22 protein-coding genes, 1 tRNA gene and 1 pseudogene are annotated in these 26,589 nt (G+C 37.3%); 4 read left to right on the top strand and 20 right to left on the bottom strand.

Annotated features, from left to right (window positions below; genetic code table 11):
- Nucleotides 1-23 precede the first annotated feature (23 nt).
- Nucleotides 24-97: transfer RNA gene (locus AC1Q8N_RS22280), tRNA-Ile, on the bottom strand.
- Between the two features lie 28 nt (nucleotides 98-125).
- Nucleotides 126-305: pseudogene (locus tag AC1Q8N_RS22275) on the bottom strand (M4 family metallopeptidase); the annotation flags it as partial.
- Between the two features lie 429 nt (nucleotides 306-734).
- On the opposite strand from AC1Q8N_RS22275, the gene AC1Q8N_RS22270 reads away from it, so the two are divergent.
- Entirely contained in the window at nucleotides 735-923 is a 189-nt protein-coding gene (locus AC1Q8N_RS22270) for a hypothetical protein (RefSeq protein WP_098077977.1), read from the top strand.
- Between the two features lie 30 nt (nucleotides 924-953).
- Here AC1Q8N_RS22270 and AC1Q8N_RS22265 read toward each other — a convergent pair whose 3' ends face one another.
- Nucleotides 954-8,426, bottom strand: coding sequence for a DUF7507 domain-containing protein (locus tag AC1Q8N_RS22265; protein WP_493521384.1), 7,473 nt, complete (start codon nucleotides 8,424-8,426; stop codon nucleotides 954-956).
- Nucleotides 8,427-8,543: 117 nt separating this feature from the next.
- Between AC1Q8N_RS22265 and AC1Q8N_RS22260 the strand changes: the two genes are divergently transcribed.
- Complete coding sequence (locus AC1Q8N_RS22260; RefSeq protein WP_493521383.1) at nucleotides 8,544-9,293, top strand: (S)-benzoin forming benzil reductase; 750 nt, start codon at nucleotides 8,544-8,546, stop codon at nucleotides 9,291-9,293.
- Between the two features lie 35 nt (nucleotides 9,294-9,328).
- Here the strand turns inward: AC1Q8N_RS22260 and AC1Q8N_RS22255 are convergent, their stop codons facing one another.
- The 6 genes from AC1Q8N_RS22255 to AC1Q8N_RS22230 all read right to left on the bottom strand — a co-directional run bounded on the left by AC1Q8N_RS22255 (nucleotide 9,329) and on the right by AC1Q8N_RS22230 (nucleotide 15,991).
- Nucleotides 9,329-10,162 carry a GNAT family N-acetyltransferase gene (locus AC1Q8N_RS22255; protein WP_098048266.1) on the bottom strand — a complete coding sequence of 278 codons (834 nt, stop codon included), beginning with the start codon at nucleotides 10,160-10,162 and terminating at the stop codon, nucleotides 9,329-9,331.
- Between the two features lie 66 nt (nucleotides 10,163-10,228).
- Nucleotides 10,229-11,737 (bottom strand): argininosuccinate lyase, encoded by a 1,509-nt coding sequence (argH, locus tag AC1Q8N_RS22250; protein WP_098090568.1) that lies wholly within the window; start codon nucleotides 11,735-11,737, stop codon nucleotides 10,229-10,231.
- Nucleotides 11,738-11,990: 253 nt separating this feature from the next.
- Nucleotides 11,991-13,100 carry a serine hydrolase gene (locus AC1Q8N_RS22245; RefSeq protein ID WP_098048265.1) on the bottom strand — a complete coding sequence of 370 codons (1,110 nt, stop codon included), beginning with the start codon at nucleotides 13,098-13,100 and terminating at the stop codon, nucleotides 11,991-11,993.
- Nucleotides 13,101-13,217: 117 nt separating this feature from the next.
- Nucleotides 13,218-14,150 (bottom strand): nucleoside hydrolase, encoded by a 933-nt coding sequence (locus AC1Q8N_RS22240; RefSeq protein WP_000756434.1) that lies wholly within the window; start codon nucleotides 14,148-14,150, stop codon nucleotides 13,218-13,220.
- A gap of 119 nt (nucleotides 14,151-14,269) precedes the next feature.
- On the bottom strand, nucleotides 14,270-15,709 hold the full coding sequence (panF, locus tag AC1Q8N_RS22235) for a sodium/pantothenate symporter (RefSeq protein ID WP_001104842.1): 1,440 nt from the start codon (nucleotides 15,707-15,709) through the stop codon (nucleotides 14,270-14,272).
- 3 nt (nucleotides 15,710-15,712) lie between these two features.
- Nucleotides 15,713-15,991: a YhdT family protein gene (locus AC1Q8N_RS22230; protein WP_000800717.1), complete on the bottom strand. Its 279-nt coding sequence runs from the start codon at nucleotides 15,989-15,991 to the stop codon at nucleotides 15,713-15,715.
- 272 nt (nucleotides 15,992-16,263) lie between these two features.
- Here AC1Q8N_RS22230 and dhaS point away from each other — a divergent pair, with 272 nt between their 5' ends.
- Nucleotides 16,264-17,748, top strand: coding sequence for an aldehyde dehydrogenase DhaS (dhaS, locus tag AC1Q8N_RS22225; RefSeq protein WP_000080277.1), 1,485 nt, complete (start codon nucleotides 16,264-16,266; stop codon nucleotides 17,746-17,748).
- A 51-nt stretch (nucleotides 17,749-17,799) separates the two neighbouring features.
- On the opposite strand, the gene fabG is transcribed toward dhaS, so the two are convergent.
- On the bottom strand, nucleotides 17,800-18,540 hold the full coding sequence (fabG, locus tag AC1Q8N_RS22220; protein ID WP_000395031.1) for a 3-oxoacyl-ACP reductase FabG: 741 nt from the start codon (nucleotides 18,538-18,540) through the stop codon (nucleotides 17,800-17,802).
- 133 nt (nucleotides 18,541-18,673) lie between these two features.
- Between fabG and AC1Q8N_RS22215 the strand changes: the two genes are divergently transcribed.
- Nucleotides 18,674-18,823 (top strand): YfhD family protein, encoded by a 150-nt coding sequence (locus tag AC1Q8N_RS22215; RefSeq protein WP_001035806.1) that lies wholly within the window; start codon nucleotides 18,674-18,676, stop codon nucleotides 18,821-18,823.
- A 73-nt stretch (nucleotides 18,824-18,896) separates the two neighbouring features.
- On the opposite strand, the gene AC1Q8N_RS22210 is transcribed toward AC1Q8N_RS22215, so the two are convergent.
- The 10 genes from AC1Q8N_RS22210 to moeA form a co-directional block, all read right to left on the bottom strand.
- The gene (locus AC1Q8N_RS22210; protein ID WP_000928142.1) at nucleotides 18,897-20,750 is read right to left on the bottom strand and encodes a terpene cyclase/mutase family protein; all 1,854 of its coding nucleotides are present in this window, start codon (nucleotides 20,748-20,750) and stop codon (nucleotides 18,897-18,899) included.
- Nucleotides 20,751-20,849: 99 nt separating this feature from the next.
- Nucleotides 20,850-21,275, bottom strand: a complete 426-nt coding sequence (locus tag AC1Q8N_RS22205) for a divergent PAP2 family protein (RefSeq protein ID WP_000447816.1) — start codon at nucleotides 21,273-21,275, stop codon at nucleotides 20,850-20,852.
- Between the two features lie 78 nt (nucleotides 21,276-21,353).
- Nucleotides 21,354-22,295, bottom strand: a complete 942-nt coding sequence (gene rarD / locus AC1Q8N_RS22200) for an EamA family transporter RarD (RefSeq protein WP_000535553.1) — start codon at nucleotides 22,293-22,295, stop codon at nucleotides 21,354-21,356.
- A gap of 91 nt (nucleotides 22,296-22,386) precedes the next feature.
- Nucleotides 22,387-22,635: a DUF1294 domain-containing protein gene (locus tag AC1Q8N_RS22195; protein WP_000871331.1), complete on the bottom strand. Its 249-nt coding sequence runs from the start codon at nucleotides 22,633-22,635 to the stop codon at nucleotides 22,387-22,389.
- Nucleotides 22,636-22,793: 158 nt separating this feature from the next.
- Nucleotides 22,794-23,192 carry a nucleoside triphosphate pyrophosphohydrolase family protein gene (locus tag AC1Q8N_RS22190; RefSeq protein ID WP_000367292.1) on the bottom strand — a complete coding sequence of 133 codons (399 nt, stop codon included), beginning with the start codon at nucleotides 23,190-23,192 and terminating at the stop codon, nucleotides 22,794-22,796.
- Nucleotides 23,193-23,234: 42 nt separating this feature from the next.
- On the bottom strand, nucleotides 23,235-23,459 hold the full coding sequence (locus AC1Q8N_RS22185; protein WP_000752391.1) for a hypothetical protein: 225 nt from the start codon (nucleotides 23,457-23,459) through the stop codon (nucleotides 23,235-23,237).
- 15 nt (nucleotides 23,460-23,474) lie between these two features.
- Complete coding sequence (locus AC1Q8N_RS22180; RefSeq protein WP_000632629.1) at nucleotides 23,475-24,524, bottom strand: P-loop NTPase; 1,050 nt, start codon at nucleotides 24,522-24,524, stop codon at nucleotides 23,475-23,477.
- Nucleotides 24,525-24,584: 60 nt separating this feature from the next.
- Nucleotides 24,585-24,821, bottom strand: coding sequence for a molybdopterin converting factor subunit 1 (moaD, locus tag AC1Q8N_RS22175; protein WP_000628495.1), 237 nt, complete (start codon nucleotides 24,819-24,821; stop codon nucleotides 24,585-24,587).
- A gap of 4 nt (nucleotides 24,822-24,825) precedes the next feature.
- On the bottom strand, nucleotides 24,826-25,290 hold the full coding sequence (moaE, locus tag AC1Q8N_RS22170; RefSeq protein WP_000529379.1) for a molybdopterin synthase catalytic subunit MoaE: 465 nt from the start codon (nucleotides 25,288-25,290) through the stop codon (nucleotides 24,826-24,828).
- Nucleotides 25,271-26,578 (bottom strand): molybdopterin molybdotransferase MoeA, encoded by a 1,308-nt coding sequence (gene moeA / locus AC1Q8N_RS22165; protein WP_098642781.1) that lies wholly within the window; start codon nucleotides 26,576-26,578, stop codon nucleotides 25,271-25,273. Before moeA ends, moaE begins: the two co-directional genes overlap by 20 nt.
- Between the last annotated feature and the right edge of the window lie 11 nt (nucleotides 26,579-26,589).

Below are 26,589 nucleotides of genomic sequence, written 5' to 3'. Positions count from 1 at the left end.
TGCTTTCTCCTTGTTTTTATAAGTGGACCTTGTAGGACTCGAACCTACGACCGAACGGTTATGAGCCGTTTGCTCTAACCAGCTGAGCTAAAGATCCAGAGCATAAATTTTACTTTATAGGACGTATTCACATATACTACTTCTTTGATCTCAGGTTCCTCAACAAATTTAAGATCGTTCCCGTATAGATTAAAAATCTGGTTCTTTGCATCCTCTTTTGATAGAGTACTAGACTGATTTAAGTCTCCCTGTTGCTGTAAATCTTGAGCACTATCTCCTGAAATGCTTGTAAGTACACCTTCATCAAAATTATTAAGTACTCTTAATATGTTTAAGTTAAAAACAAATCAAGCTATTTATAGCGTAACAAAACATTGAACTCAAGTCATTGAATTTGTATTTCTATATAATAATTGAGTTGCTTATGATATTGAAATTAAATTATTATAGTTATGTTTCAAAAGAATTGGACAAACTAATTCTTAAACTAAATACGGTAAAAGTAGAGGCTTATTTCAATTGCCTAATAGCCTCTTTCCTAAGATCTGTTTCTATATGCTATACTGACTCTTAATTACTTGTAGAAGAAATGATAAAAATAAAGGTTTTTTTATCTATTATTTTGTTTAGTTCTCCTTCAATTAAGTATCTTTCTTTACATTATATTGACTGCTAATCATTATATTATATATTGTAAATATAATGATATAAATAATACCAAGGAGGTTTACAACATGAAAAACATAATGGAACTCCTCAACAATCCATATATTAAATATCCATTAATTGTGATTTCAGCTATAGCTATAATAAAAACAGGTTATGATTTAGGTTCCTTTATTAAAAAATTAAAAATGAGCCCGGTACATACCGGACTCACTTTTATCAAGCTGCCTAATGAAATAACCGTGTCTAACTTTTAGGGGGCACTTCACAAAATGCTCTTTTTGTTTTTATTTCTTATGTTCGTGCAAATGATTACACGGAGAACATTGAAATGGAATTTTCTCTAAGCAATTAAAGTTTGTTTCACAAATTTGTTCGATCGTCGGGACGAACGGTATGACCACAATATTACTTTCTATTATTTGTGTAACAGGCGGTAACACTGTACCTACTTGATGTTCGAAGCGAATACTCGCTTGATTTATATAATTTCCTGAACCACTTGGCGCGCTCTGAACTACTACTTGGAACGAGACTGTGCGTGCTTCACCTGGATTTAAACTTCCTATAAGAAATCCTGATATTGGGTTTACATTTGGCACTGGCGTATTATCAACCGTTACACTTCCAAGGACAAATTGAACACTACTATCTAACATATCTTGAAAACGAATATTTTGTATCGCTGTATCTCCCGTATTTGTAATAACTGTCGTAAACGTAATAACATCTCCTATTGTTGCTGTTTGATGGTCTGCCACTTTTACAACAGTCGTTGAGACATTTTGAGGAATAAACGGGATAACAACTGTATTGCTATCGCCTTCAACTACTACAGGCGGTTCATTTGGATTCACAATTGCAAGCCCACTCGCCGTAGCTGTATTTGTAACTAAGTTATTTATTTGCCCTCCTGTTATTACAACTTGGAAATTAATAATTGCTGCATCATTTGGCTGAAAATCACCTAACGGAATACCTGTATTCGGGTTGGCAAATGGAAAAGGTACATCATTTACCGTTACCGAGCCATTTATAAATAACGTATTCGGATCAATGATATCTGTTAAAACAATATTCGTCACAGGAACTGTACTATCATTTATAACAGCAATTCCGTAAGTGACAACATCTCCTACCATCGCTACTTCAAAATCCGCTCCTTTTGCAACAAATAAGATTGCAGTATTTACCGTTACAATAACTGTATTGCTCGTATCCATCACTGTAACTGGCGGTTCTCCTGGTACTAAAATATATTCTGCTAACGCCCCAGCAAGGTTCACTACTGTACCACCATCTGGAAAACTTGTAATCGTAGCTTCATATGTTACAAGTGCCGTCTCACCCACTGGGATGTCTGGTATCGTAAATCCAGCCTGTGGATTTAACCCTGGTTGCGGAACTCCATTTATCGTTACACTATTTGGAACAAACTCAGCTTCCTGAGATAACACGTCTATAAATTGAACATTCATCGCATCAGCCGTACCAGTATTTAATATACGAACAGTATACGTTACCGTTTCTCCCACTCCAACAATCGGATGATCTACTTCTTTCAGCATATCTAAACTACCTCGATTTACTGGTGTGACTGTCGTATTACTTGAGTTCGTAATTGTAAACGGTGGTTCTCCTGGAATCAATTCGAAATCACCAGCTACTCTCGCTGTATTCATAATGCTACTAGAAGGCGGAATTGCGATTACATTTACTTCAAATGTAATTAATATACTGTCCCCTACTGCAAGATCTGGTAATGAAAAGCCTACAAATGGATCTAAACCTACTTGCGAAATTCCATTTATTTGTACACTTCCAGGAATGAATTCTAAACTAGGTGACGGAACATCGATAAACTGAACATTCGTCGCTAATACCGTTCCCGTATTTGTAACTTGCACACTATAAGTTAACGTATCCCCTAATCGTGTTGCTTGCTTATTTACGGTTTTTATAACATTAAATCTCCCTCTATTTACCCTTGTTATTGTCGTATTACTCGGTTCAGTTACTACAACCGGCGGCTCTCCTGGTACTAAAGTAAAGCTTCCTGTTATATTTGCAACGTTCGTAATGGTTCCTGATGACGGGATGTTTGTAACTGTCGCTTGAAACGTCACGATAACCGTTTCACCAACGGGTATATCTCCAACTCCAAAGCCAGTGATCGGATTTAAATTCGGTTGCGAAATTCCATTTATCGTTACACTATTTGGGACAAATGACGCTCCTACTGAAATCGTATCAATAAACTGAACATCATTTGCTGTTACTGTTCCCGTATTCGTTATTTGAACTGTATACGTTAATACATCTCCAACGAGAGTAGCTGCTCTATTTACTTGTTTAATAACATTAAATCGTCCTCTATTTACAGTTGTGAGCGTCGTGTTACTTGGCTGATTCACTACAATTGGTGGTTCTCCTGGTACTAATATAAAACTTCCTGTAACATTTGCCGTATTGACAATTGTTCCGTTTGATGGAACATTGACAACTGTTACTTGGAATGTAACTTCTACACTTTCACCTGGATTTATATCTGGAAGTGGGAATCCATTATTAGGATTGAATCCAGGTTGTAGCACACCATCTATCGTTACACTATCTGGTACAAATGTAATCGAGGACGGCAATACATCACTATATTGAACATTCGTCGCTACCACTGTACCTGTATTTTGAACTACTGTTGTATATGTGATTGTATCGCCTACTGCAACAACCGGCTGACTTACTGATTTTAAAACATTTAAACCGGGTTCATTAATTTCTGTTAATGTCGTATTACTTGTTATTGTTTCTGTAATAGGCGGCTCTGTTTCACTTACAGCAAATGTAGCTGTAACGTCTACAAAGTTAACAATCGTTCCCCCCTCAGGTATGCTCGTAACCACTTCCTGATATGTGACAAGTACAAAATCATCTACAGGGATATCTGGAACTGTAAAGCCAATGAAAGGATCTAATCCTGGTGCCGGCACCCCATTTATGCTCACACTTCCCGGTACAAATGCTACACCGGCGGAAGTTGTATCTATAAATTTAACATTCGTTGCTGCCACTGTACCGAAATTAAAGATTAATACATCATACGTTAATATTTCTCCAACCGTCGCTACCTCTTTATCGACTAGTTTTAATGGAAATATAGACGCTATATTAATTGTCGTAACTACTAAATTCGTTAATATCGTTTCCGTAATTGGTGGTTCCTGCGGATTTGGTTGTGAAGTAAATGTAACATCTGCATCATTTAATATGACTTCATTATCTGGAATCTCCGTAATCGTCACTTGGAACGTCACAGCAATATTTGCACCTGCATTTAATAACGGACTAACTGGAAATCCTGTTTCTGGATTTAAGCCAAGTTGCTGCCCCCCACCTATCGTTACACTATTTGCTACAAATATCGTTCCTTCTGGTATGACATCTTGAAAGAACACATCTGTAACTGGTATAATTCCTACGTTTGAAATTAGCACAGTATACGTTAATACATCCCCAACCGCTCCAGCAGCAACATCAACTGTTTTTGTTGCTGTTACTTCACCAGGAGGAGGTAACGGTATCGTAACTACTGTCGTATTACTTGAATTGGTTGTTGTTACAGGGGGCTGTAAAGGATTTAATAAAAAAGTGGCTGTTGCAGATGCCGTGTTTAATACGGCTCCGCGCGTGGATGGCGCAACTACTGTTACTTGGAACGTTGCAGTCAATGATGTTCCAGCAGCGATATTAGGAAGCGTAAAACCTATATTTGGATCAAATCCAGGTTGAGGCGTTCCATTTATCGTTACGCTATTTGCTACAAATGTTGTTTCTGGAGCAATTGGATCAATGAAGGAAACATTCGTTGCTGTTACTGTGCCGTTATTTCGAATGACTACAGAATACGTGTAAGTCTCTCCAAGTGCAGCTTGTTGTACAGATGAAGATTTTTGTATATTTAATCGAGCAGTGTTTACTTGTGTCACAACGAAATTACTATTCGTAACAGTCGTTATTGGAGGGTTTGCTGGATTTATAAGAAAACTTGCAGTAACGTTCGATTGGTTTCTTATATTTCCACCGCTCGGAACACTCGTCACTGTAACTTGAAACGTAATCGTAGATGTTTGCCCGACCGGAATATTTGGTACTGGGAAACCTACCATTGGATTCGCGCCTTGCTGAACGACTCCGTTTATCGTCACACTATTTGCTACAAACGCAGCACCAGACGGAATTGGATCTTGAAAAATAATATTCGTTGCAGGAACAGTTCCTGTATTTTGAATGCGAATCGTATACGTTAGCGTATCTCCTATACCTGCTTGGGGTGTATTTACACTCTTCATTACATTAAGTGATCCTACATTCACTCGCGTCACAACAATGTTACTAATCGTTACAATTGTAACTGGTGGCTGGAGAGGACTTACTTGGAAATCAGCAGTTACATTCGCATTATTCGGAAGAACTCTATTTGGTGGTACACTCGTAATCGTCACTTGAAAAGTAACTGTTACCATCCCTCCTACCGGAATGTTAGCAAGTGGAAATCCAATTGTTGGGCTTAAACCTGGCTGAGGTGTTCCATTTATCGTTACACTATTTGCTACAAACGTTGTTCCAGATGGAATTGGATCAACGAATGATACATTTGTCGCTGCTACTGTTCCACTATTTTGTATACGAACTGTATACGTTAACGTATCTCCTACACCTGCTTCAGCAGCGCTTACACTTTTTATTACATTTAATCCTGAAGAATTCACCACTGTCATAACAGTATTACTTGGTACTGTTACAGTTATCGGTGGCTCTGTTGGATTTACAAGAAAATCTCCAGTTACATTCGCATTATTTACGACATTATTTCCTTGGGGAATTTCATCAATTAATACTTCAAACCCAACAATTACACTCGCACCAGTAGGCAAATTATTTAATGGAAATCCAAGTTCTGGATCTGCCCCTTCTTGTAAAACCCCATTAACAACTACACTGTTTTCAATAAATAATGTCCCTTGTGGAATTGAATCTTGAAAAAACACATTTGTAGCTATTACACTACCTGCATTTATGATTTCAATTGTATATACTAAAACATCCCCTACCGTTGCAATATTCGTATTGACTGATTTCACAACTTCAAAGTTCCCTGATTGTACTGTTGTATTCACAACATTACTCGGAACATTGATTGTTACTGGTGGTTCACTCGGATTCACTTGAAAACTCGCTGTTACATTTGCTTGATTTAAAATATCTTCATTTTCTGGATCCTGTACAATTAATACGTCAAATGTGACTACAACTGTTTGAGCCGCAGGAATATTCGGAAGAGAGAATCCTGTATTCGGATTCAATCCACTTTGTGGTACTCCATTAATTGTTACAGAATTTGCAACGAATGAAACAGCGGAAGGAATAGGGTCTTGGAAAAATACATTTGTTAACAGTACGTTTCCTGTATTTTGGACGGCAATTGTGTATGTTAAAGTATCCCCTACCGCCGCTTGCATTGTATTCACTTCTTTTATTACATTTAAACCGCCTGTATTAACTTGTGTCACAACTGTATTCGTTTGTCTATTAATCGTTATCGGTGGCTGATTCGGAATAACGACGAAATTAGCAGACACATTTCCACGATTTGCAATCGTACCTCCTGATGGTGTAGATGTCACTCGTACTTGAAAAGTCACTGTCCTACTTCCGCCAGGAGATATATTCGCTACGGTAAACCCAGTCGCAGGATTTGCCCCAGGTTGTGAAACCCCATCTACAGTCACACTATTTAGGATAAAAGTCGTTCCAATTGGGATTGGATCTTGAAAAATAACATTCGTCGCAAGTACATTCCCAGTATTCTCAATTGTAACGGTGTACGTAAGAACGTCATTAACTGTCGCAAAAGCTCTATCTACTGTTTTTCTCGTTCTTATATCAGCTATATTAATTGTAGTAAATACAGTATTACTTGTCGCTTGGCCTGAAATTGGTTGTTGACCAGGTACTGGAGTAAAGTTAAATGTTACACTCGCACGATTTGGAATTGGATTTACAAGCGGATTAGATGTTACTCGAACTTGAAAACGCACTACCGTCGTTTGCGAAGCATTAATACTTCCTAGATTAATACTACTTGCTGGATTTGCTCCTGGACGTGCTACCCCATTTACCGTGACACTATTTGTTATAAACGTTGTTCCAGCAGGTATACTATCAACAAAAATAACATTATTTGCAGCGACATTCCCATCGTTCGTGACATTCACTGTGTACGTTAATACATCATTAATTGTTGCCGTCTGTAGATCTACAGATTTTTGTAAACTTACATTTGCACGATTTACCGTCGTCTGTACTGTATTTGAAGAAGCTGTACTTGTGATAGGAGGACTTCCAACAAAAGGACGGAATTGGTATGACACCATCGCACGATTTGAAATTGGATTCGGATTCGGGAATGACGTAACTCTCACTTGAAACGTGACAACTCTTTGAGCATTATTCGGTATCGTTCCTAAATTAATTCCACTAGCTGGATTGGCGCTCGGCTGAGTTACTCCACCTACTGTAACACTGCCTGCTATAAACGTAGTTCCATTCGGAATACTATCTTGTAATACAACGTTTTCTGCACTTCCTGTCCCTGTATTCGGAACAGTAATCGTATAGGTAAGAATATCACCTACTGCTGCAACGGTTTTATCAACAGATTTAACAGGATTTATAATTGGCCCTGTCGCATCAATTTGAACACCAAAACCAGCTGCAGCATATCCATCTCCATTTGTAACGAAGCGAACAGTCGCTGACGTTTGATTATTTACTAATGATGACGAGGCATCTACATTCGTAATATCCCATCCTTGTCTTCGGACGGCTAAAGCTATCCCTAACGGCTGATTCAAATTTCCAAAGGTGCCAGTTGTATCTAAATTCCCACTATCATTACAAATTTGTGACTGAAAGAAATTATTTGCAGGATTTCTCGGTCCGAATACAGCAACTGTAGCATTCGCATTCGGCCCAAAGCGAAGTTGATCTCCAACAATGTTAGAATCACCTTCTTGAGCAGTTACGAGCACCCGTCCTGTTACAGCTCCTGTGGCTGGAGTAGCAAATCCTGAAATAGTAGCATCCACTGGTGGTGATGAAGCATCGATAATTTCTTGACCTGCATAAACTGATAAATTCCGAAGTGGCAAACTAGCATTTTGATACACAACCTCAAGTGTCCAACCAGCCGAACGACTAATAGTTGGATCAAATGAAGTTCTTGCAGCTGGCACTGCACCTGTAGTATAAGTTCCTGCCCCACCTGCACTAACAAGATTCGTTACATTGGCAGAGCGCGCATAATAAAACTGGTTCCCTACTGAACCTTGCTGCGCAGTTGCAGGATCTGGTGTAACAGAAAACGTTCCTGCCGGTGTTGTAAATGTAATGTTATCATTTAAAAAAGCTGAAACATCCTCTGTATCGGTCCGGTATGTGCCGGCCCATACTAGTTCTGCGTATAAAATACTACTCCCTGCCGGAAGATTCAAAATTGCACTTGAAGAATTTAATGGCCAGTCATTCGTCGTTCCTGCTGGGAATCCAGGTACTTGGAGCGATGTATTTACCGTTGTAAATACATCAATCGTACCGAAGTTATTATTTGGTGCAGGCGATGTAGGACTTAGTCCTAACGTGTTCCCAGTGAACGTGACGGCACCAGTTACTGTTGTTGTAAAGCGATTCATAAAAGGCACACAATCATCTCATTTCAATTATAGTAAAAAGTGCTCTATACTATAAAATGTAGACAAACTATACAATGTACGTTGTCCAACAAAATTCCACATATATGGAGAGGAGTTTACTACACTATGCGCTACGTTATCATAACAGGAACTTCACAAGGTTTAGGTGAGGCAATCGCCACACAATTATTAGAAGAAAATACAACCGTCATCTCTATTTCTAGAAGAGAAAATAAAGAGCTTACTAAACTCGCAGAACAATATAACAGTCATTGCATTTTTCATTCCTTAGATCTTCAAGATGTACATAAATTAGAAACTAACTTTAACGAAATCATTTCATCCATTCAAGAAGATACTGTATCATCTATTCATTTAATTAATAACGCAGGTACGCTCGCACCCATGAAACCAATAGAAAAAGCTGAGAGCGAGCTTTTCATTACAAACGTTCAAATTAATTTACTTGCACCGATGATTCTTACCTCTACTTTCATGAGATATACGAAAGACTGGAAAGTAGATAAACGTGTTATAAACATTTCATCTGGTGCAGGAAAAAATCCTTATTTTGGATGGGGCGCTTATTGTACAACGAAAGCTGGTGTAAATATGTTTACACAGTGCGTAGCAACCGAAGAAGCAGAAAAAGAATATCCAGTAAAAATCGTCGCTTTTGCACCTGGTGTTGTTGATACAAGTATGCAAGCACAAATTCGTGAAACAAATAAAGAAGACTTCATAAATTTAGACCGCTTCATCGCACTAAAAGAAGAAGGAAAACTACTGTCACCTGAATACGTTGCGAAAGCAATTCGTAGCTTACTAGAAACTGAGAGTTTCCCGCAAGGTGAAGTCATTCGAATTGATGAATAACAAAAAGGCACGCTCTAATAGCGTGCCTTTTCATTTTATTTCTCTAAAAATATAAGTACAGACTCCGCAATTTTTTCATAACCAATTTCTTGATAAATTTTATTAGACGTAGGGTTTGCTAGATCAGTATATAACGTAGTCGTCTTATATCCTTCATCTAACATACGTTGACTAAGTGCAGCGACACAACTAGATGCGTACCCTTTTTTCCGCGCTTCTTTCGGTGTATATACGAAATTAACTGTTATATTGTTTGTAGTTGGTCTCGTTTTTGCAGCTACAGAAACAAGCTTCCCATCTACTTCTAAACCAAATAGACGACGGTTCGTAATTAATGTATGAGCGGTTTGTTTCGCTTCTTCTTTCGTAGTAGGAAGCCTTACATCTTCGCAAAATTGATAAATCCACTGTTCTATTAATGTTAGCTCATCACTACTTACTTCTCGAAATACTCCATCTCCGTTCCACTTTTTCTTCACTTGTTTTAATTCATATATACCTTGCTCCATTGCAACAGTAGTTTTCTTATTTTCTAACACTGCAATCTCTTCCGCTAATTTCTGTACAATTTTCTTATTACCAATTAATCCAGGAACATTTGAATATACTTTCGTTAATTTTTTTGCAAGTTCCACGATATCCTCTTCCGCAATTTCAGACGTAGCAACAATGATTTGTTTCTTTTCTTCTGTTTGAAGAAATACAACTGCAATTTCTTCCTCTTGTTTTGCTACCCCCATAAATATCGGTTGTTGGACCATTTGTAATACACCTAATATGAGATTATTTTCCTGCTCATTCTTTTCTAAAAATGGTGTAACCTCTTCTTTAAAATTAAGAATCTCTTCATATACATGTAATTGAATCATCGACAATCTCTTCCCTCTATTTATAGTTTCATTAAGTATTGGCGATTAATTCATTAAATCCTTCTTTTACGATTCAATACTATGCGAAGTTAACATATTCAAATCAGTTTCAGCTTGTAAAATTCTCTGTTTTTCTTTTTCAAATACCTCTTCTTCTTTTTGAAATGACTCTTTTCGATTTTTAATCATACGCTCCATTTCTTTTTTACTCGGTCCACCGTATACATTTCTTTTTTGAATAAATGCTTCTGGCGATATAATTTCATTCCACTCTTTTTCTAATAAATTCACTTTCAAATTTTCTTGTAAGTATACATTTATGTCTTTGAAATTTAATTCATGTAACTCCTTTTTCTGCTCCAATGACATATTCGCAATCGCACTTGCTGCATGATGTGCATGCCGAAATGGAATGCTATAGTTTTTTGTTAAAACATCTGCGAAATCAGTTATCGTAATTGCATGTTTATAAGAACGACTCTTCAACGTTTCTTCTTCTACTTTCATCGTTCGAATCACTGCATTCATAATACAAAAAACACGAATGGTCTTTTCAATCCCTTTATATAAATACGGCTGCAAATCATCTTCTGTATCGACAATATCACCAAATGGTGTATTATGGATCATTTGAAATACTGTAAATGCTTCTCCTAAAGCGCTACTTGTAATCGCACGGGCATGTTCAATGGAAACTGGATTTCGCTTTTGCGGCATAATGCTACTTATTTGTACATATGGCTTTGCAACAGTAATACCATCATATTCTTTCGTCGCTAATAATAAAAAGTCATGAATCCATCTGCTCGTATTCGTCATAATTACCATAAGTAACGAGCTAACTTCTAATAAATAATCCGCTCCAGCAACAGCATCATATGAGTTCTCAATTACATTTGTAAACCCAAGTAAATTGGCAACTCGCTCTCGTTTAATTGGGAAACTTGTTGTAGAAAGAGCTGCGGCTCCCATTGGAGACTGATTTAAAAGTTTGTACGTTCGTTTCATTCGTTCTAAATCTCTCTGCATCGTATCATAAATCGCTAACGTATAATGACCAAATGTTGTGGGCTGCGCTGGTTGTGTATGTGTATAAGCTGGCATAATCGTTTCTTTATGATCAGCAGCAAGTTGTAGTATACTTTCTTGCAATAATAAATGATGTTCCATTAATCGTAATACATATCGTCTTAAACTCATACGATACATCGTTACACCCATATCATTTCTACTTCTACCAATATGCATATTACTTACAAAATCGCTTTTCGCTTCTTGAGAAATTAAATGCTCCACTAAAAAAAAGAGATCTTCATGCCGCTCTGTATAGAGCAATTGCTCTTCTGGAATTCCTTCTACCTTTTTTAATGCGTGTAGTATAACTTTAGCTTCTTCCTTTTTCATTAAATTTTCTTCAGTCAGCATCGTGATATGCGCTTTATGCACTTGAAACATATCTTTCAATAAGTAATTTCGCTGAAAATGAAATACATGTTGTAATACGCAATCTACATATGTTTTTCCAGGGAAATCAGCGCCTTCACTCTTTATAAACTCTTCTTTACTTTGTTTCATCACCTTTTCCCCTCTCACCTAAGTATTACTACCCATCATACCCAGAGATAGGAAAAAAGTGCTTGTACATAAAGTGAAACTTTAATCAGTGGGGGTTTTCTTCATCCCCACTGATTATCAGCCCTCACCAATCGGACTTTTAGGGGCAGCCCGACCCCCACCTAACTTCTTTGCTTTCGCTGAATTTTGAGGTGGGGGTCTTACTGCCCATTAAAGCGGGATAAAAATAAACTCGATGCTCTCTACACCGAGTTTACTTAATAAAAGTCGCATCATACTTATCACTTTGCAACACTTGGAAATGTAAGTTTGCTAAATGTTTCCGTATTTCTGCACTGTCGTCCTCATTTAAATTATTGGCTAAAAACACTATTTCTGTACAGTTCCCACGTTTATCCATCGCATAAACTGCTTTTGTAACTGTCCATGGTGTATAACCATTCTTTTGCCCTGCATGTCTAAATGTTTTACGATATTTTTTAGCACTCATATCCGTTTCAACGATATTAGCCCACACTTTTTCTTCTGCGTCTGTTAGGCCACCTTTATGATTTGCCTTTTGAAGCAGTACCATATAATCGTTTGCAGAAGCTGCTGGTAATCGATCTGACCAAATTTTATCGTAACGTTCCTCTAAATAAAGAGGTATGTCCTTCTGTAATAATGGTCCCTTCTTTTTTAAGCGCTCATGAATAATCATCGCATATTCACGATATTGCTCTTGAGACATTTCTTTTAATTTTTTCTCTATTTTATATTTCGGAACATGTAATTCTTTATGCAAATATCCAGGGATGTATAAAGATGAAACAATCGGAAATAGCGGCTGATGTGCTGGAAGGGATAAACTTTGTAAATTTCGATTAATATTATCTAACCCTAACACTTCCATTAAATATTCAGCATTCGCATTCGAACTAAACTTAACCATTCCTTTTGCCACTTCTTCTAAAGAAACTGCCCCTTCTGTTATCTTGTCTGTCTTTTGCAAATACCTTTGCCATCTATCTTGTGCACCGCCATCTGTATTCGGCACATAATAACGATTTATATCATTAATAGAAATGAAACTAGACGGATCAATTTTCCCTTCCGTAACTTGTTTCGTATATTCAAGCGCCACAATTAACTTCATCGTACTAGCAACTGGCAATACAACATTTGGATTTACAGAATAAACAACTTTATCGTTTCTCTTCACGAGAAGCGCACTATTTTTTTCATCTTTATGTTCTTCAATAAAGGATGCGATATACTGGGCATCATCATTATTTGAACTCCACACTTTTTTCACTAAAAAATTACCCGATATTAGCAAAACGAAAATACCCACAATCACTGCGCATACTATAGTTTTTTTCAAGTAAAATTCCTCTCCTATTGTATAACTCTTCTCTATCTATCTCTTTCAAACAAAATAATGGAGATGATTATTTTAGTAATCATCTCCATTATTTTAACTTGTATTCTCCTATTATGTCTACGTCATAATTTTCACGAAGTCTTCGAGAAATTTTTTATAGTGCAATGACCAACCAATTCGCACCCAATTCTTTAAGGATTTTGCATCAGGTTGTGGACGGAAATCAGCAATACTTTCTCCCTTTGCAATCCCCACTGTATCTACATCGACACGACGGTACACATAATCCAAAATAGACGGATTCGCCGCAACCATCATTGTAACAACATCATGTACTGGGCTACCTGTTATTTTCGGATTTAACTTTTTATACGCTTTATAATAATACGTAAATATTGGTTCAATTAATTTATTAAAATTCGTTTTAGAGTGTTTCGTAATATATTTCACCATTTCTGGTGTAATAATTGCTTCAGATGTAACGTTAAGTGGCACTAATGTCAAATTCTTGGCATTTTGCATAACTAATTGTGACGCAATCGGATCACCATGAAAATTCGCCTCTGCGACTGGTGTCACATTGCCGGGCATTAAAAAAGCACCACCCATTATATAATATTCTTTCACATACTTCATCATCGGCTTTTCTAAAATAAATGCTGTTGCTAGTGTCGTTGACCTACCAGCATCAACAATGATTAATTCTCCTTTATACTTTTCAAGAATATCAAAAAAAGCACAAAAAGGTTTTATATTTGGCGAAAAAGCTTTTGGAGGTTTAATTGGCCCTAAACCGTCTGCCCCATGAATTTCTGGATAATACGTTGTAACATCTCCGGATAAAGGAATTTTCGCACCATTAATAACAGGTATATCTTCCCGCCCTGCCATTTGCAGCAAATATGCTGCATTACTTGTCGCCTTTTCTTGTGTTACATTTCCATATCCGGTTACAACACCAACAATATCTATATCAGGATGCATAATTCCATACATGATGGCTAAAGAGTCATCAATTCCTGGGTCTCCCAAAAATAACACTTTTTTCATCGACCTCAACTCCATCCCCTCAATTGTTATTAATTTATGAATAACCTTACATATACAGAATAAAAAAGAATAAATTCACACAAAAAAACGTAGTCCTCTATAAGGACTACGTTCTTCCTCTAACCTATACTGTTTTTCTTCACAGCACTCATACTTCCAATGATATAAGCGATAAACGCAAAACAAATTGGGAAGACAACTGTATGTATACCGAACGGATTTGGATAGAAAAGATGAATACACATATATGAGCCTACCCCAACTAAAATAGAGGCAAGCGCTCCTGTTGCATTTCCTTTTCTCCAATATAACCCTAATACGATTGGCCAAATGAATGCTGCTTCTAACCCACCGAAAGAAAATAAATTTAACCATATTAAAAAATCTGGTGGTTTAATTGCTGCTGCATAAACGAGCAGCCCTACGATACCAGTAATCCACAAACTTCCTTTTCTAATCGTACTGTCTGCTGCATCTTTATTTATGTAATTTACGTATATGTCTTTAATAATTGATGAACTTACAAGTAACAATAACGAGTTTACTGTAGACATAATTGCTGCCATTGGCGCAGCTAAGAAAACTCCAGCTAGCCAAGGTGGCAACACTTCCATCGCGAGTAGCGGCATGACTTTATCCGGTACCGTTATCCCCGGAAGTACGACTCGCGCAAATACACCTGTTAAATGCATACCAATCATGATTGTACCTACAACAACCGTTCCAATTATTAACGCTTGGTGCATAGCTTTTGAATTTTTATAAGACATGGCACGCACGCTAATTTGCGGTAACCCAACAACACCAATTCCAATTAAAATCCAAAATGATGTCACATATGATTTCGTTAAACTACCATCCGCTCCGAATGGTGTAATTAAATTTGGATTGATTTGAATAAGCTCCTGCATAATCTTTTCAATTCCACCACCAGCAATGACAGTAGCAATTAAAATGATTGTCGTTCCAACTAACATAATGATTCCTAATAACGTATCTGATAAAGCAACTGCACGAAATCCACCAATTAATACGTACACAAGTACAGAAAAAGTAAATAAAAATAGTGCTGTTGTATAAGATAGACCCGTTAGCGATTCAATTAATCGGCCACCGCCGACCCATTGAGCTACTGTTGCTGAAAATAAGAAGATAATAATACATAACGCAGAAAGTATAACAACTGCTTTATTATTGTATCTTCCCTTTAAATAGTCGATAAGAGTAATGGCTTCCATCTTCCTAGCGATAATTGCAAATTTTTTACCGATAACCGTTAAAACGATATACCCTGTTACAACTTGAATCGCAGATAATAATACCCATCCGAGGCCCATATTGTACGCAATACCTGGACCACCAATAAAGCTACTAGCACTACCGTACGTAGCAATCATTGTCATCGCTAATAATAAACCGCCAAGTTCACGCCCACCAAGAAAATATTCTTGTAAAAATTTATTATTAGCAGTCGCTTGTACGCGTCTTGAAGCATATACACCAATTAAAAATACAACGATAAACGAAATTATCATTGGAATGATTACATACCAATTCATCTATTATTCCTCACTTTTTTCTTCCTCATCGAGTGAAATATCTTGAAATACAAAACGAACAACTAAACTAAGTAAAATAACCATAACGATAAATCCAACGATACAGCTATAAAAAAACCATGCTGGAAAACCGAATACATATGTATATTCACTTGGATTTTCACTACCAAGCCCATAAGCAAATCCGTACCATATTATAAAATTGATAATAGCAAGTCCAAGACCAATTAACGCTTCTCTATGGGCAATTCGAAAGCGTGGATCATCATGATAATTCTTCATTTTCTCCCTCCTCTCACGATGTATTATTGTACCATTGTTCTTCTAGTTTTTCCTACTAGAAAGCAAAAACAAGCAGGATTTTTTATAATCATATAGAAGTTTCTCTTACATTACATATTTTTTACAATTGTAACACAAATGAAATTTGAATTTTCAGTATTTGTTAATTATGATTAAAATTAGAGGCTTTCCATCTAGTTCCCACATCCTTGATTTCGGAATAAACGCCGTCTCGTACTGCGTTTACATTATATTTTCAAGGGGGTTATACAATGAGTCAACTAGCTGTAAATCTTCATGAAAAGGTAGAAAAGTTTCTTCAAGGTACAAAAAAGTTATATGTGAATGGATCTTTTATCGAAAGCGCTTCCGGAAAAACATTTAAAACACCTAACCCAGCAACCGGCGAAACACTTGCCGTCGTTTCTGAAGCTGGTCGAGAAGATATTCATAAAGCTGTCGTTGCAGCTCGCATGGCTTTCGACGAAGGTCCTTGGTCTCGCATGAGCACTGCTGAGCGAAGCCGTCTTATGTACAAGTTAGCTGATTTAATGGAAGAACATAAAGAAGAGCTTGCACAGCTCGAAACGTTAGATAACGGAAAGCCAATCCGTGAAACAATGGCAGCAGACATACCACTTGCAATTGAACATATGCGCTATTATGCTGGCTGGGCTACGAAAATCGTTGGTCAAACAATTCCTGTTTCCGGTGATTATTTTAACTATACACGCCATGAAGCTGTTGGTGTCGTTGGTCAAATTATTCCTTGGAACTTCCCACTTCTTATGGCAATGTGGAAAATGGGAGCGGCGCTTGCTACAGGATGTACAATCGTTTTAAAACCTGCAGAGCAAACTCCACTATCCGCTCTATACTTAGCTGAATTAATTGAAGAAGCTGGGTTCCCGAAAGGTGTTATTAATATCGTTCCTGGATTCGGTGAATCAGCTGGACAGGCTCTTGTTAATCATCCACTCGTTGATAAAATTGCATTTACTGGTTCTACTCCAGTTGGTAAACAAATTATGCGACAAGCATCTGAATCATTAAAACGCGTTACACTTGAGTTAGGCGGTAAATCACCAAATATCATCTTGCCAGATGCTGATTTATCTCGCGCGATTCCTGGTGCACTTTCTGGTGTTATGTTTAACCAAGGACAAGTATGCTCTGCTGGATCACGCTTATTTGTTCCGAAGAAAATGTATGATAATGTCATGGCTGACCTTGTCCTTTACTCTAAAAAATTAAATCAAGGTGCTGGCTTAAGTCCAGAAACTACAATCGGTCCTCTCGTTTCTGAAGAACAACAAAAACGTGTAATGGGCTACATTGAAAAAGGAATTGAAGAAGGTGCTGAAGTACTTTGCGGAGGAAGTAATCCATTCGATCAAGGCTACTTCGTTTCTCCTACAGTATTCGCTGACGTAAATGACGAAATGACGATCGCAAAAGAAGAAATTTTCGGTCCAGTTATTTCTGCAATACCTTTTAACGATATTGATGAAGTAATTGAACGTGCAAATAAATCACAATTCGGCTTAGCGGCTGGTGTGTGGACAGAAAATGTTAAAACAGCACACTATGTTGCAAGTAAAGTACGTGCTGGTACTGTATGGGTAAACTGTTATAACGTCTTTGATGCAGCATCTCCATTTGGAGGATTTAAACAATCCGGTCTTGGCCGTGAAATGGGATCTTACGCATTAAATAACTATACAGAAGTGAAGAGCGTTTGGCTCAACTTAAATTAACGAAAAAAGAACCTGGCCTATCCGGTCAGGTTCTTTTCATTATGTATTCCTTTAAACTTGTAGTCCTCCGCTCACATTCAATACTTCTCCTGTAATATAGGATGCGTATTCTGATGCTAAAAAGGCTGCTGCGTTCGCAATATCTTCTGGCGTTCCAATTCTACCAACTGGAATTGCGCCAACCATCTTTTCTTTCACTTTATCTGGTATCGTTTTTGTCATATCTGTATCCATAAACCCTGGACAAATCGCATTGCACGTAATGCCGAAGCTTCCAACTTCTTTCGCCGCTGTTTTCGTTAAACCTACAACTCCTGCCTTTGTAGCAGCATAATTCGCTTGACCTATGTTTCCTTCTCTACTAATTGAAGATATATTAATAATGCGTCCATACCCTTGTTGTCTCATGTAAAGAAGCGCTGGTTGCATACAATAAAAAACACCTGTTAAATTTACTTGCAGTACTTGTTCCCATGCAGGTTTCTCCATTTTATGTAACATTGCATCTCGCGTAATTCCTGCATTATTTACTAAAATGTGCAGTGTACCAAATGTTTGGACAGCGTATTCAATTAAGGACTTCGCATCATTTTGATTACTCACATCACAACGATACTGCTTCACTTCATATCCTTCATCTGATAATTCACGTGTCGTTTTTTGTAGCTTCTCTTCATTTACATCGCTAATTAATACTTTCGCCCCTAGTTTTGCATAAACCCTTGCAATCTCTTTTCCAATTCCCTGTGCAGCTCCTGTTACTACAGCTGTTTTCCCATTTAAAAACTCCATCCCTATCCCTCATTTCTATTACTTATACTGTATATTTCGGCTCTTTGCTTCCCAATTCCTCTTTGTATAAAAAAGTCTATTTGTGTCAAACTAACTTTGCAACGTCGCATAAAACACAAGGAGATTGTGTCGAATGAACAAAAAAAATTTCAAGCAAAACAAAGCTGCTGATGGCATTGATGTTGAGTTCTCTCGCGAACTCGCTGACCACAATGACTTAGAAGCAAACGCACGTGCAAATGCCGCTGATGCACGTCAAAAACGCCAGTCAACAGAAAAATAAGGAACGCACAACCTTATTCTTTTCAACAGGGACCTACTACCCAACAAAATAAACCGAGAGATATCCTCTCGGTTTATTTTCTATATTTTTTTATATAATGTGCCAAAGTAAGTAGCGGATATATATAGGCATAGCTATGATAACGAATATAAAACCCACCTGGCAAACCTGTTCCGGTAGGATATTTTTCATTCACATAAGGATTCGCAAGCAAATATGAAATACCTTTTCGAATAGCTGGTGTTTCTTCATCATGGTAAGAAATGAGAGCATCTAACGCCCAAGCTGTTTGGGATGGTGTACTAAATGGTAAAGTAACGAACCTTTTTTCCACGCTACTGTGGCACGATTCCCCCCACCCACCATCTTCATGCTGTATATGTTCTAACCATAAAGCTGCTCTTTTCATTGATGGATTGCTAGATGGAATTCCGAGTGACCGTAAACCAGTCATAACAGCCCACGTACCATATATATAACAAATCCCCCATTTCCCATACCATGATCCATTTTCCTCTTGCACATTCATTAACCAATTTATCGCACTTTGTTTTTGTTTCTCAGGCAATTCATTTTGCGCGTATGTCCCGAAAAGCTCTAACACTCTTCCTGTAATATCTGGTGTAGAGGGATCTGTAATCATATCGCTTGCATTTTCGATTGGTAAATTTGCTAATAAATTACTCGTCACACCTTTTTCAAACGCTCCCCAACCACCATCATTATTTTGTAATCCTTTAACCCAATTAACCCCTTTCTTCCAAGCATTATCTACATTTTCGTTCCCTCTACTTCTTGCCAACGCTCTTAGCACAGCTGTTGTATCATCGACATCTGGAATTGTCGTATTCACATCCGAAAAACCCCAACCGCCTGGAGTCAGCGCCGGAGCATGTACGCTCCAATCAGCTTTTTTTGTATGCTGTTTTTTTAATACATACGCTGTTGCATGTTGAATCATCTTATTATCTTTCGAAGCGTGGGCCTCTTGTAACGTATAGCTGAGTAAAGCCGTATCCCATACAGTTGAAGGAGAGTTTTGCAAATGATTCCCTCTTTCCATCTTCCATATATAAGATGTTATCCCTGCTATAGCTTTTTGAATCATCGATGATTGAAGAGAATGTCCTAACGCGAGTAAAGCATAAATCATATAAAATGAGGCAGTTGCGTAACTATATAACGTTCCATTTTCATCAATACGCTCTTTCATAAAACGTTCGACTTCCTCATATCCTTTATGGTGTAAAGAAAGTGGATACGATATAATTTGTTTTACATCACTTAATAACGTTTGAAACAACGGAGACCGCTCCTCCCGAAACCATTCCCCGCCCCCGCCTGCGATATGATTTAAATTTGGCAGTAACTTTTTTCCTACTCGAAATCTTTTATTTAAACAAACCATCATCGGAATTAAATGGATACGTGCTGAGCTACTCAATTCAAATATACTGAGGGCTGAATCATTTTGCAGAAACATAATCGGTGTTGGCAAATGAAAAAGCGAAGGGTATTCATATTCTCCATGAATTGCTAATAAAAACTTCGTCATAAAATGAGCACGCGCCACGCCTCCACGTTCCTTAATAAACATTTCGGCTCGCCTCATATTCGCATCTTCTTTTGTATATTTTTTTGAAGCTAGTAAGGCAGTATAAGATTGAATTGTAGCAGATAAATTGCCACCCACTTCGTCTTCATACAATTTCCATGTTCCTTCATTTGTTTGAAGTGATGCTAATCTTTTTACAAACGGTTCTATCTCTTTATCTCTACCTAATAATTTTAATAAAAAAATCATATGGCAATCTGTTAATGGTGCTCCTTCAAAACAAAACTGCCACGTACCATCTTGCCGTTGCATCGTTTGAAGTGCAGTTGTTCTTCTCGCTATTTCTTCATGCACTTTTTCATATAATAACAAGTTACTCACCCACCCTTTCGAAATCCGTATAACGATATTCAAAAAGGTAGCTAAATATGTATGAAAACAAAGAAAAACAGAACATATAAAATGTTCTGCTCATAAGCAATATCCCACTCCGACAATAATCCCTACTAAAGCACCGACTACTACTTCATACGGTGTATGCCCGACAAGTTCATTTAACTTCTTATATTCTGTTTGTCTACCGTGAAAGAACTCATTCAATATTTTCGCTTGTTTACTAACTGCAAGTCTTACTCCTGAAGCATCATACATAACAATTATTGCAAAGATAGCAGCAATAGCAAATAAGGTACTTTCCACACCTTCCACAACGCCAACACCTGTCGCAAGTGCTGTAACAGTTGAAGCATGAGAACTCGGCATCCCACCTGAAGCGAAAAACTTTGCAAAATCAAATTCACCCGTTTTGAATAATTTAAAGACTACTTTCGTTAATTGTGCTAGAAACCATGAAATTACAGCGGCCATAAGCGGATCATTATGTAAAATTGTTTCCACGTTCTCAGCTCCCTACTGACTATAATGGAAATCTATATAGTATCAGTATAAAGAAAAATGCGTAGAAAATACTACGCATTATGATACTTTTGCTGATTTATTTTTTATAAATTTCGGTTGTTTCTGCACTAAAAACTTTGTTTTCGCTATTGAAAACACAAATAATGCAACCCATATACAGAAAAATGCCATCATATGAGTAGATGTGAAATGTTCACCAAATACGAATACACCTAAAATTAAACTAATCGTTGGTGCAATATATTGTAAAAATCCTACCATATAAAGCGGAATAAGTTGTGCTCCTTTTGCAAAATAAAAAAGTGGTAAAGCTGTAACAATGCCTGCTCCTATTAATAGTAACGTCGATGACATGGAAATAGATCCAAATGAACCGAATCCATGCGCTCCTGTCATAACGAGATAGATAATCGCAAACGGCGTCACTAACATTGTTTCCATCGTAAGACCAATTGTCGCATCATAGTTTAACAATTTTTTTGTTAATCCGTATAATCCAAATGAAAAGGCAAGTGATAAAGAAACCCACGGAATAGATCCGAAACGGACTGTTAAAATGATAACCCCTATTCCAGCTAAACCAACTGCAACATATTGCCAAAAGTTTAACTTTTCCTTTAAAACGACTGTACCAAGTAAAATACTAATAAGCGGATTAATATAATATCCAAGACTTGCTTCAATGACATGATTATGATTAACGGCCCATATGTAGACAAACCAGTTTCCGCTAATCAAGACTGAAGCTATTGTTAATGACATTAATAATTTAGGTCGTTTAAAAAGATTCACGAACTCCCCAATAAACTGACGAAACCTTTTCGTAACACCTAACACAAGTAACATAAAAACGAACGCCCAAACGATGCGGTGTGCTAATATTTCATCTGCTGGAACTTCCTCAACCCATTTCCAATAGATTGGTAGGATTCCCCACATCGTATAAGCACCAGCCGCATATATAATCCCTTTTTTTTGCTGTGCTGATTGACTCCCCATCTTCCCTTTTCTCCTCTTCTCATTTTTCTCCATTATACGGTCCCGCATGCTCACTTTACCAATAATCAATCTGCAATTCTTTCGACATTTCTCATACAGCAAAAAGTAAACATACTGTTATAACGACAAGTAACGGTATACCGAAAACAAATTTCTTTTTATGTGTTTTATGGTGAAACATATACATACCAATCCAAGCACCAACTGCGCCTCCAGCTACCGCTGATAAAAACAACGTACTTTCTGGCGTTCTCCACTGTTTCTTCTTCGCTTTTCGTTTATCAAGCCCCATAAGGCTAAAAGCTATAACGTTAATAATAATAAAATAAATCCATTTCATCGCTTTCTCTCCCTATGAAAAATTCGCTTAATGGTAACATGAAAAAACGATGGAAACAACTGAAGAACTCTTTTTATTAATTAGTTACCTTTATATTTAAATAACCAACTAAAATTGCAGTTAAAGCAATTAAATAGAAAGATATTATGAGCAGAATCTTATATTGCCTTCCCTTCATCCACTACCATATCATCGAAAAAACTTCTCTCAATCTCTTTTTCATCAAAATGCAGAACTACAATTAGTCCTACATATAAAGAAACGAAATTTAGAAACCATTCCCCATTATCATCTTTCTTAGCTAAACATTTAAATATCTCTTGAAATTGCATACGTTCATCTGCAGCAACAACCGGGCGCACACCAAAATATTTCAATACGAAATGTAGGTTCAGCTGCACGGATAATGATAAAATATATTTTAATATCTCCGTATACTCCGCACTATCTTTTTGACTATACAACTTCACAAGCTTTTGATGTAAAGTAGAAATCGATAATTCTTCGTCAGTCACTTTAGTTGCTTCTATCGTTTCAATCATCTTTTTCATATCCATTACATTCACCTCCTCTGCAAAAAAACAAAAGCCAAAGCGTATTTATTTTATAATCAGCAATAATTGAGTATTTCTCATCTCTCGTTCTTCTTCACTAACTAAGTCATACTTTTTTAAAAGATGAAAGATATCATTTAATATTTCCTGTGAATGATTACCTTGCAAAAATCCCTTCAATCCTGTAAAAATCTCTTTAGGCAAAAAACTCTTTTGACTTTCAAGCTTATTCATTACATCTTCCATAGAATGATCGATATTACACGCCATACTAAACTTCCCCCTCTATCCTCTATAAATAATATCCTCCGCTAACGATGTAAACACTTCTCCTACAAGAGACTCTTCATCATATACAGATGAACCATTATTTTCTTCTCGTTTTGCAAAAGGTATTTGTGCAATCACTTCTGTTTGCAATTGTTCTGCAAGCATTTCGCCGCCACCTTTTCCGAAGAGATAATTTTTCGATCCATCTTGTTCTTCATAATAAGCCATATTTTCTACAATCCCTAAAATCTCGTGTTTCGTATGTTTTGCCATAACACCTACTCTAGATGCTACGAATGAAGCTACGTTGTGTGGTGTTGTAACGATAATTTCTTGCGCCTGCGGGATCATTGCTGCAACATCAATAGCTACATCTCCTGTGCCAGGTGGTAAATCAAGAAGTAAATAATCTAATTCCCCCCAGTGCGTATTCGCAAGGAAATTTTGAATCCATTTATTTAACATCGGTCCGCGCCACATAACTGGGTTATTTCCTTCCGTAAAAAATCCCATCGACATAATTTTAACACCGTGACTAACAACTGGAATTGCTGTTTGATCAATCATCGTCGGTTTTTGATTCGTTTCCATCATAGCTGGAATGCTAAAACCATATATATCTGCATCTAATATCCCCACTTTTTTGCCCATACGAGCTAAAGCAGTGGCAAGGTTAATTGTCACCGTTGATTTTCCAACTCCACCTTTACCGCTCGTTACAGTAATAAATCGTATCCCTGAATCAAGGCGAAGCATGCTCGGCATTCCAGTTTCTGTTCTACTATTTTTCTTTAACTTCTCTGTTAGCGCAGCTCGTTCTTCTTGTGTCATAGAACCAAATGTCAAATCTACTTTAGATGCACCAATTGCCTGAAGAGACTCTTCCACATCTTGTTGAATTTTTGCCTTTAATGGACAACCTTGAATCGTTAGCACTACTTCAAGTTTAACCTCTGTTCCATTCATTTGTATATTTCTAACCATATTTAATTCTACAATACTTTTGTGTAACTCCGGATCCTCTACATGTTTTAATGCGTTCATTATTTGTTCTTGAGTAATCATAGAACTCATCCCTTCTCGTATTCGAATTTATATACAACATCTTCTTGGCGAAAAAGCTTATTATCCCCCACTAACGGGCGGGATTAATGCGACTATATCTCCAGCTTTTATCATCTCTTCATCCGTTACAAACTCTTCATTAACAGCCACCATCACTCTATCAAGCGATTGTAAGCAGCAGCTTGCTTTGAGCCATTCTTTTAATTGCTGAACTGTCATTTCTTGCTTTTCTAAAATTACTAGTCGATCCGATCCGACTTCCTCACGTAAATTTGCGAACAATAAAATTGTAATCATCTTCTCATTCTTCCTTCTTCGGTTTTCCATCCGGATATGCCGTATTTTCAATTTGATCTCCAATCCACATCGTTCCATCTTCCCAAAATTCTTTTTTCCAAATTGGGACGATTCGTTTTATACGTTCAATCGCGTATTCATTCGCTTCATACGCTACTTTACGATGCGGTGATGAAACTGCAATAACGACCGCAATGTCCATGATTTCTAACCGCCCTACTCGGTGCGTAATTGCTACTTTTGCGTCCGGCCATTTTCCATTAATTTCTTCACCAATTTTCGTAAGTTGTTTTACTGCCATCGGTTTATATGCTTCATACTCTAAATGTAATGTTCGTTTTCCTTTTGTTAACTCTCTCACCGTACCAATAAAAGTTGTAATTGCACCTGCTTCTCTTCTTGCGACTTTATTCGTTACTTCTTCAACTACAATCGGTATATCTACAATCTCAAATAGCGCTTGTCCCATTAGAAACACCTCTCACTTTATAAAATGCCCAAGGCCATTCACTACCTTCGTTATCTTCCAGCAAGAGAACATCTACGAACATATCTTTTTTATAACCTCTCGTACCACCTGGAAGTACAATAAATATATTTGTCTCTGCTAGAGAAGAAACCGAGCTAGATTTATCAAACCCTGACGGATAAGCAATTAATTGCCCTTCGTTATATGTCAGTTTTGCTCGCACAAATCTTGTAAATGGATTTGGTTTTAAAAAATCTTCTCCTAATAACGCTTTTTCTCTTTTTACATGTGCTTTTTCACTAAACATATACGTCCGAATACACGGCCTTACAAATAATTCAAATCCTACGTAACAAGCAGATGGATTTCCTGATAAACCAAATAATAACTTGCCATTTAATTGCGCTACAGTCGTAACACTTCCTGGCCGCATTGCAACTTTATTGAAAAGAACCGATGCACCTAACTTTTCGTAAATAGCTGGTAAATAATCGTAATCCCCTACTGATACACCGCCTGTTGTAATGAGCATATCCACTTGGCTTAACGCTTCTTTTACAGCTGTGAAACATGTATGAAAATCATCGCTAAACTTCCCAAAACATTTTACTCTTCCGCCCGCTCTTCGAATTTGAGACAATATCATATACGTATTACTATTTCGGATTTTCCCTGGCTGTAATGAATCATTTACATCCAGTAATTCACTACCAGTCGCTAACAATCCAATTACAGGCTTTCTCGCCACTGGTACCTCACTATATCCGAACGTAGCAAGAAGAGCTGAAATCCCTGGATGAATGTATGATCCTTTTTTTGCAAGAACCGTTCCTTTACGAGCATCTTCACCTTGAAAAGAAATATTGTCGCCCATTTTGAATGATCGCTTCACTTCCATATAATTGTTGCCAGCTTCCTCATATTGACGAGTCAGCTCTAACATAACAACCGCATCACACCCATTCGGAATTTGTGCTCCCGTCATAATTCGAACCGCTTGAAACGGACCTACTTTCTCATCGAATAGCGATCCTGCGCCAATTTCACCAACTACTTTAAATACAATTGGCGTTTCATAACCCGCTAAATTCGTATCTTCTGCTCTAATAGCAAACCCATCATACGGTGAACGATTGAATGAAGGTACATCATGGTCAGCTACTAAATCCTCCGCTAATATACGTCCGTAAGCTAATTCAATAGGTAGTAGTTCCTTTAATCCCTCATTAGTAAATCCCATTACTTTACGAACAGCTTCTTCAACCGTAATTGGCACTCTTCTTTCCATTATTGACAACC

It is taken from the genome of Bacillus sp. GW823-FHT06B01, from assembly GCF_058952315.1.
Note: the sequence above shows the minus strand (reverse complement) of the source record. Positions and strands in the feature narration are given on the sequence as shown.

Coding starts and splice junctions, on each gene's coding strand:
- AC1Q8N_RS22185 (WP_000752391.1), bottom strand. CDS start 23,459: ATGGCGTGTAATATCGATCATTCTATGGAAGATGTAATGAATAAGCTT.
- AC1Q8N_RS22240 (WP_000756434.1), bottom strand. CDS start 14,150: ATGAAAAAAGTGTTATTTTTGGGAGACCCAGGAATTGATGACTCTTTA.
- dhaS (WP_000080277.1), top strand. CDS start 16,264: ATGAGTCAACTAGCTGTAAATCTTCATGAAAAGGTAGAAAAGTTTCTT.
- moaE (WP_000529379.1), bottom strand. CDS start 25,290: ATGGGACAAGCGCTATTTGAGATTGTAGATATACCGATTGTAGTTGAA.
- moaD (WP_000628495.1), bottom strand. CDS start 24,821: ATGATTACAATTTTATTGTTCGCAAATTTACGTGAGGAAGTCGGATCG.
- AC1Q8N_RS22270 (WP_098077977.1), top strand. CDS start 735: ATGAAAAACATAATGGAACTCCTCAACAATCCATATATTAAATATCCA.
- fabG (WP_000395031.1), bottom strand. CDS start 18,540: ATGGAGTTTTTAAATGGGAAAACAGCTGTAGTAACAGGAGCTGCACAG.
- AC1Q8N_RS22260 (WP_493521383.1), top strand. CDS start 8,544: ATGCGCTACGTTATCATAACAGGAACTTCACAAGGTTTAGGTGAGGCA.
- AC1Q8N_RS22215 (WP_001035806.1), top strand. CDS start 18,674: ATGAACAAAAAAAATTTCAAGCAAAACAAAGCTGCTGATGGCATTGAT.
- moeA (WP_098642781.1), bottom strand. CDS start 26,578: ATGGAAAGAAGAGTGCCAATTACGGTTGAAGAAGCTGTTCGTAAAGTA.
- argH (WP_098090568.1), bottom strand. CDS start 11,737: ATGAAACAAAGTAAAGAAGAGTTTATAAAGAGTGAAGGCGCTGATTTC.
- rarD (WP_000535553.1), bottom strand. CDS start 22,295: ATGGGGAGTCAATCAGCACAGCAAAAAAAAGGGATTATATATGCGGCT.
- AC1Q8N_RS22190 (WP_000367292.1), bottom strand. CDS start 23,192: ATGGATATGAAAAAGATGATTGAAACGATAGAAGCAACTAAAGTGACT.
- AC1Q8N_RS22180 (WP_000632629.1), bottom strand. CDS start 24,524: ATGATTACTCAAGAACAAATAATGAACGCATTAAAACATGTAGAGGAT.
- AC1Q8N_RS22255 (WP_098048266.1), bottom strand. CDS start 10,162: ATGATTCAATTACATGTATATGAAGAGATTCTTAATTTTAAAGAAGAG.
- AC1Q8N_RS22230 (WP_000800717.1), bottom strand. CDS start 15,991: ATGAAGAATTATCATGATGATCCACGCTTTCGAATTGCCCATAGAGAA.
- panF (WP_001104842.1), bottom strand. CDS start 15,709: ATGAATTGGTATGTAATCATTCCAATGATAATTTCGTTTATCGTTGTA.
- AC1Q8N_RS22195 (WP_000871331.1), bottom strand. CDS start 22,635: ATGAAATGGATTTATTTTATTATTATTAACGTTATAGCTTTTAGCCTT.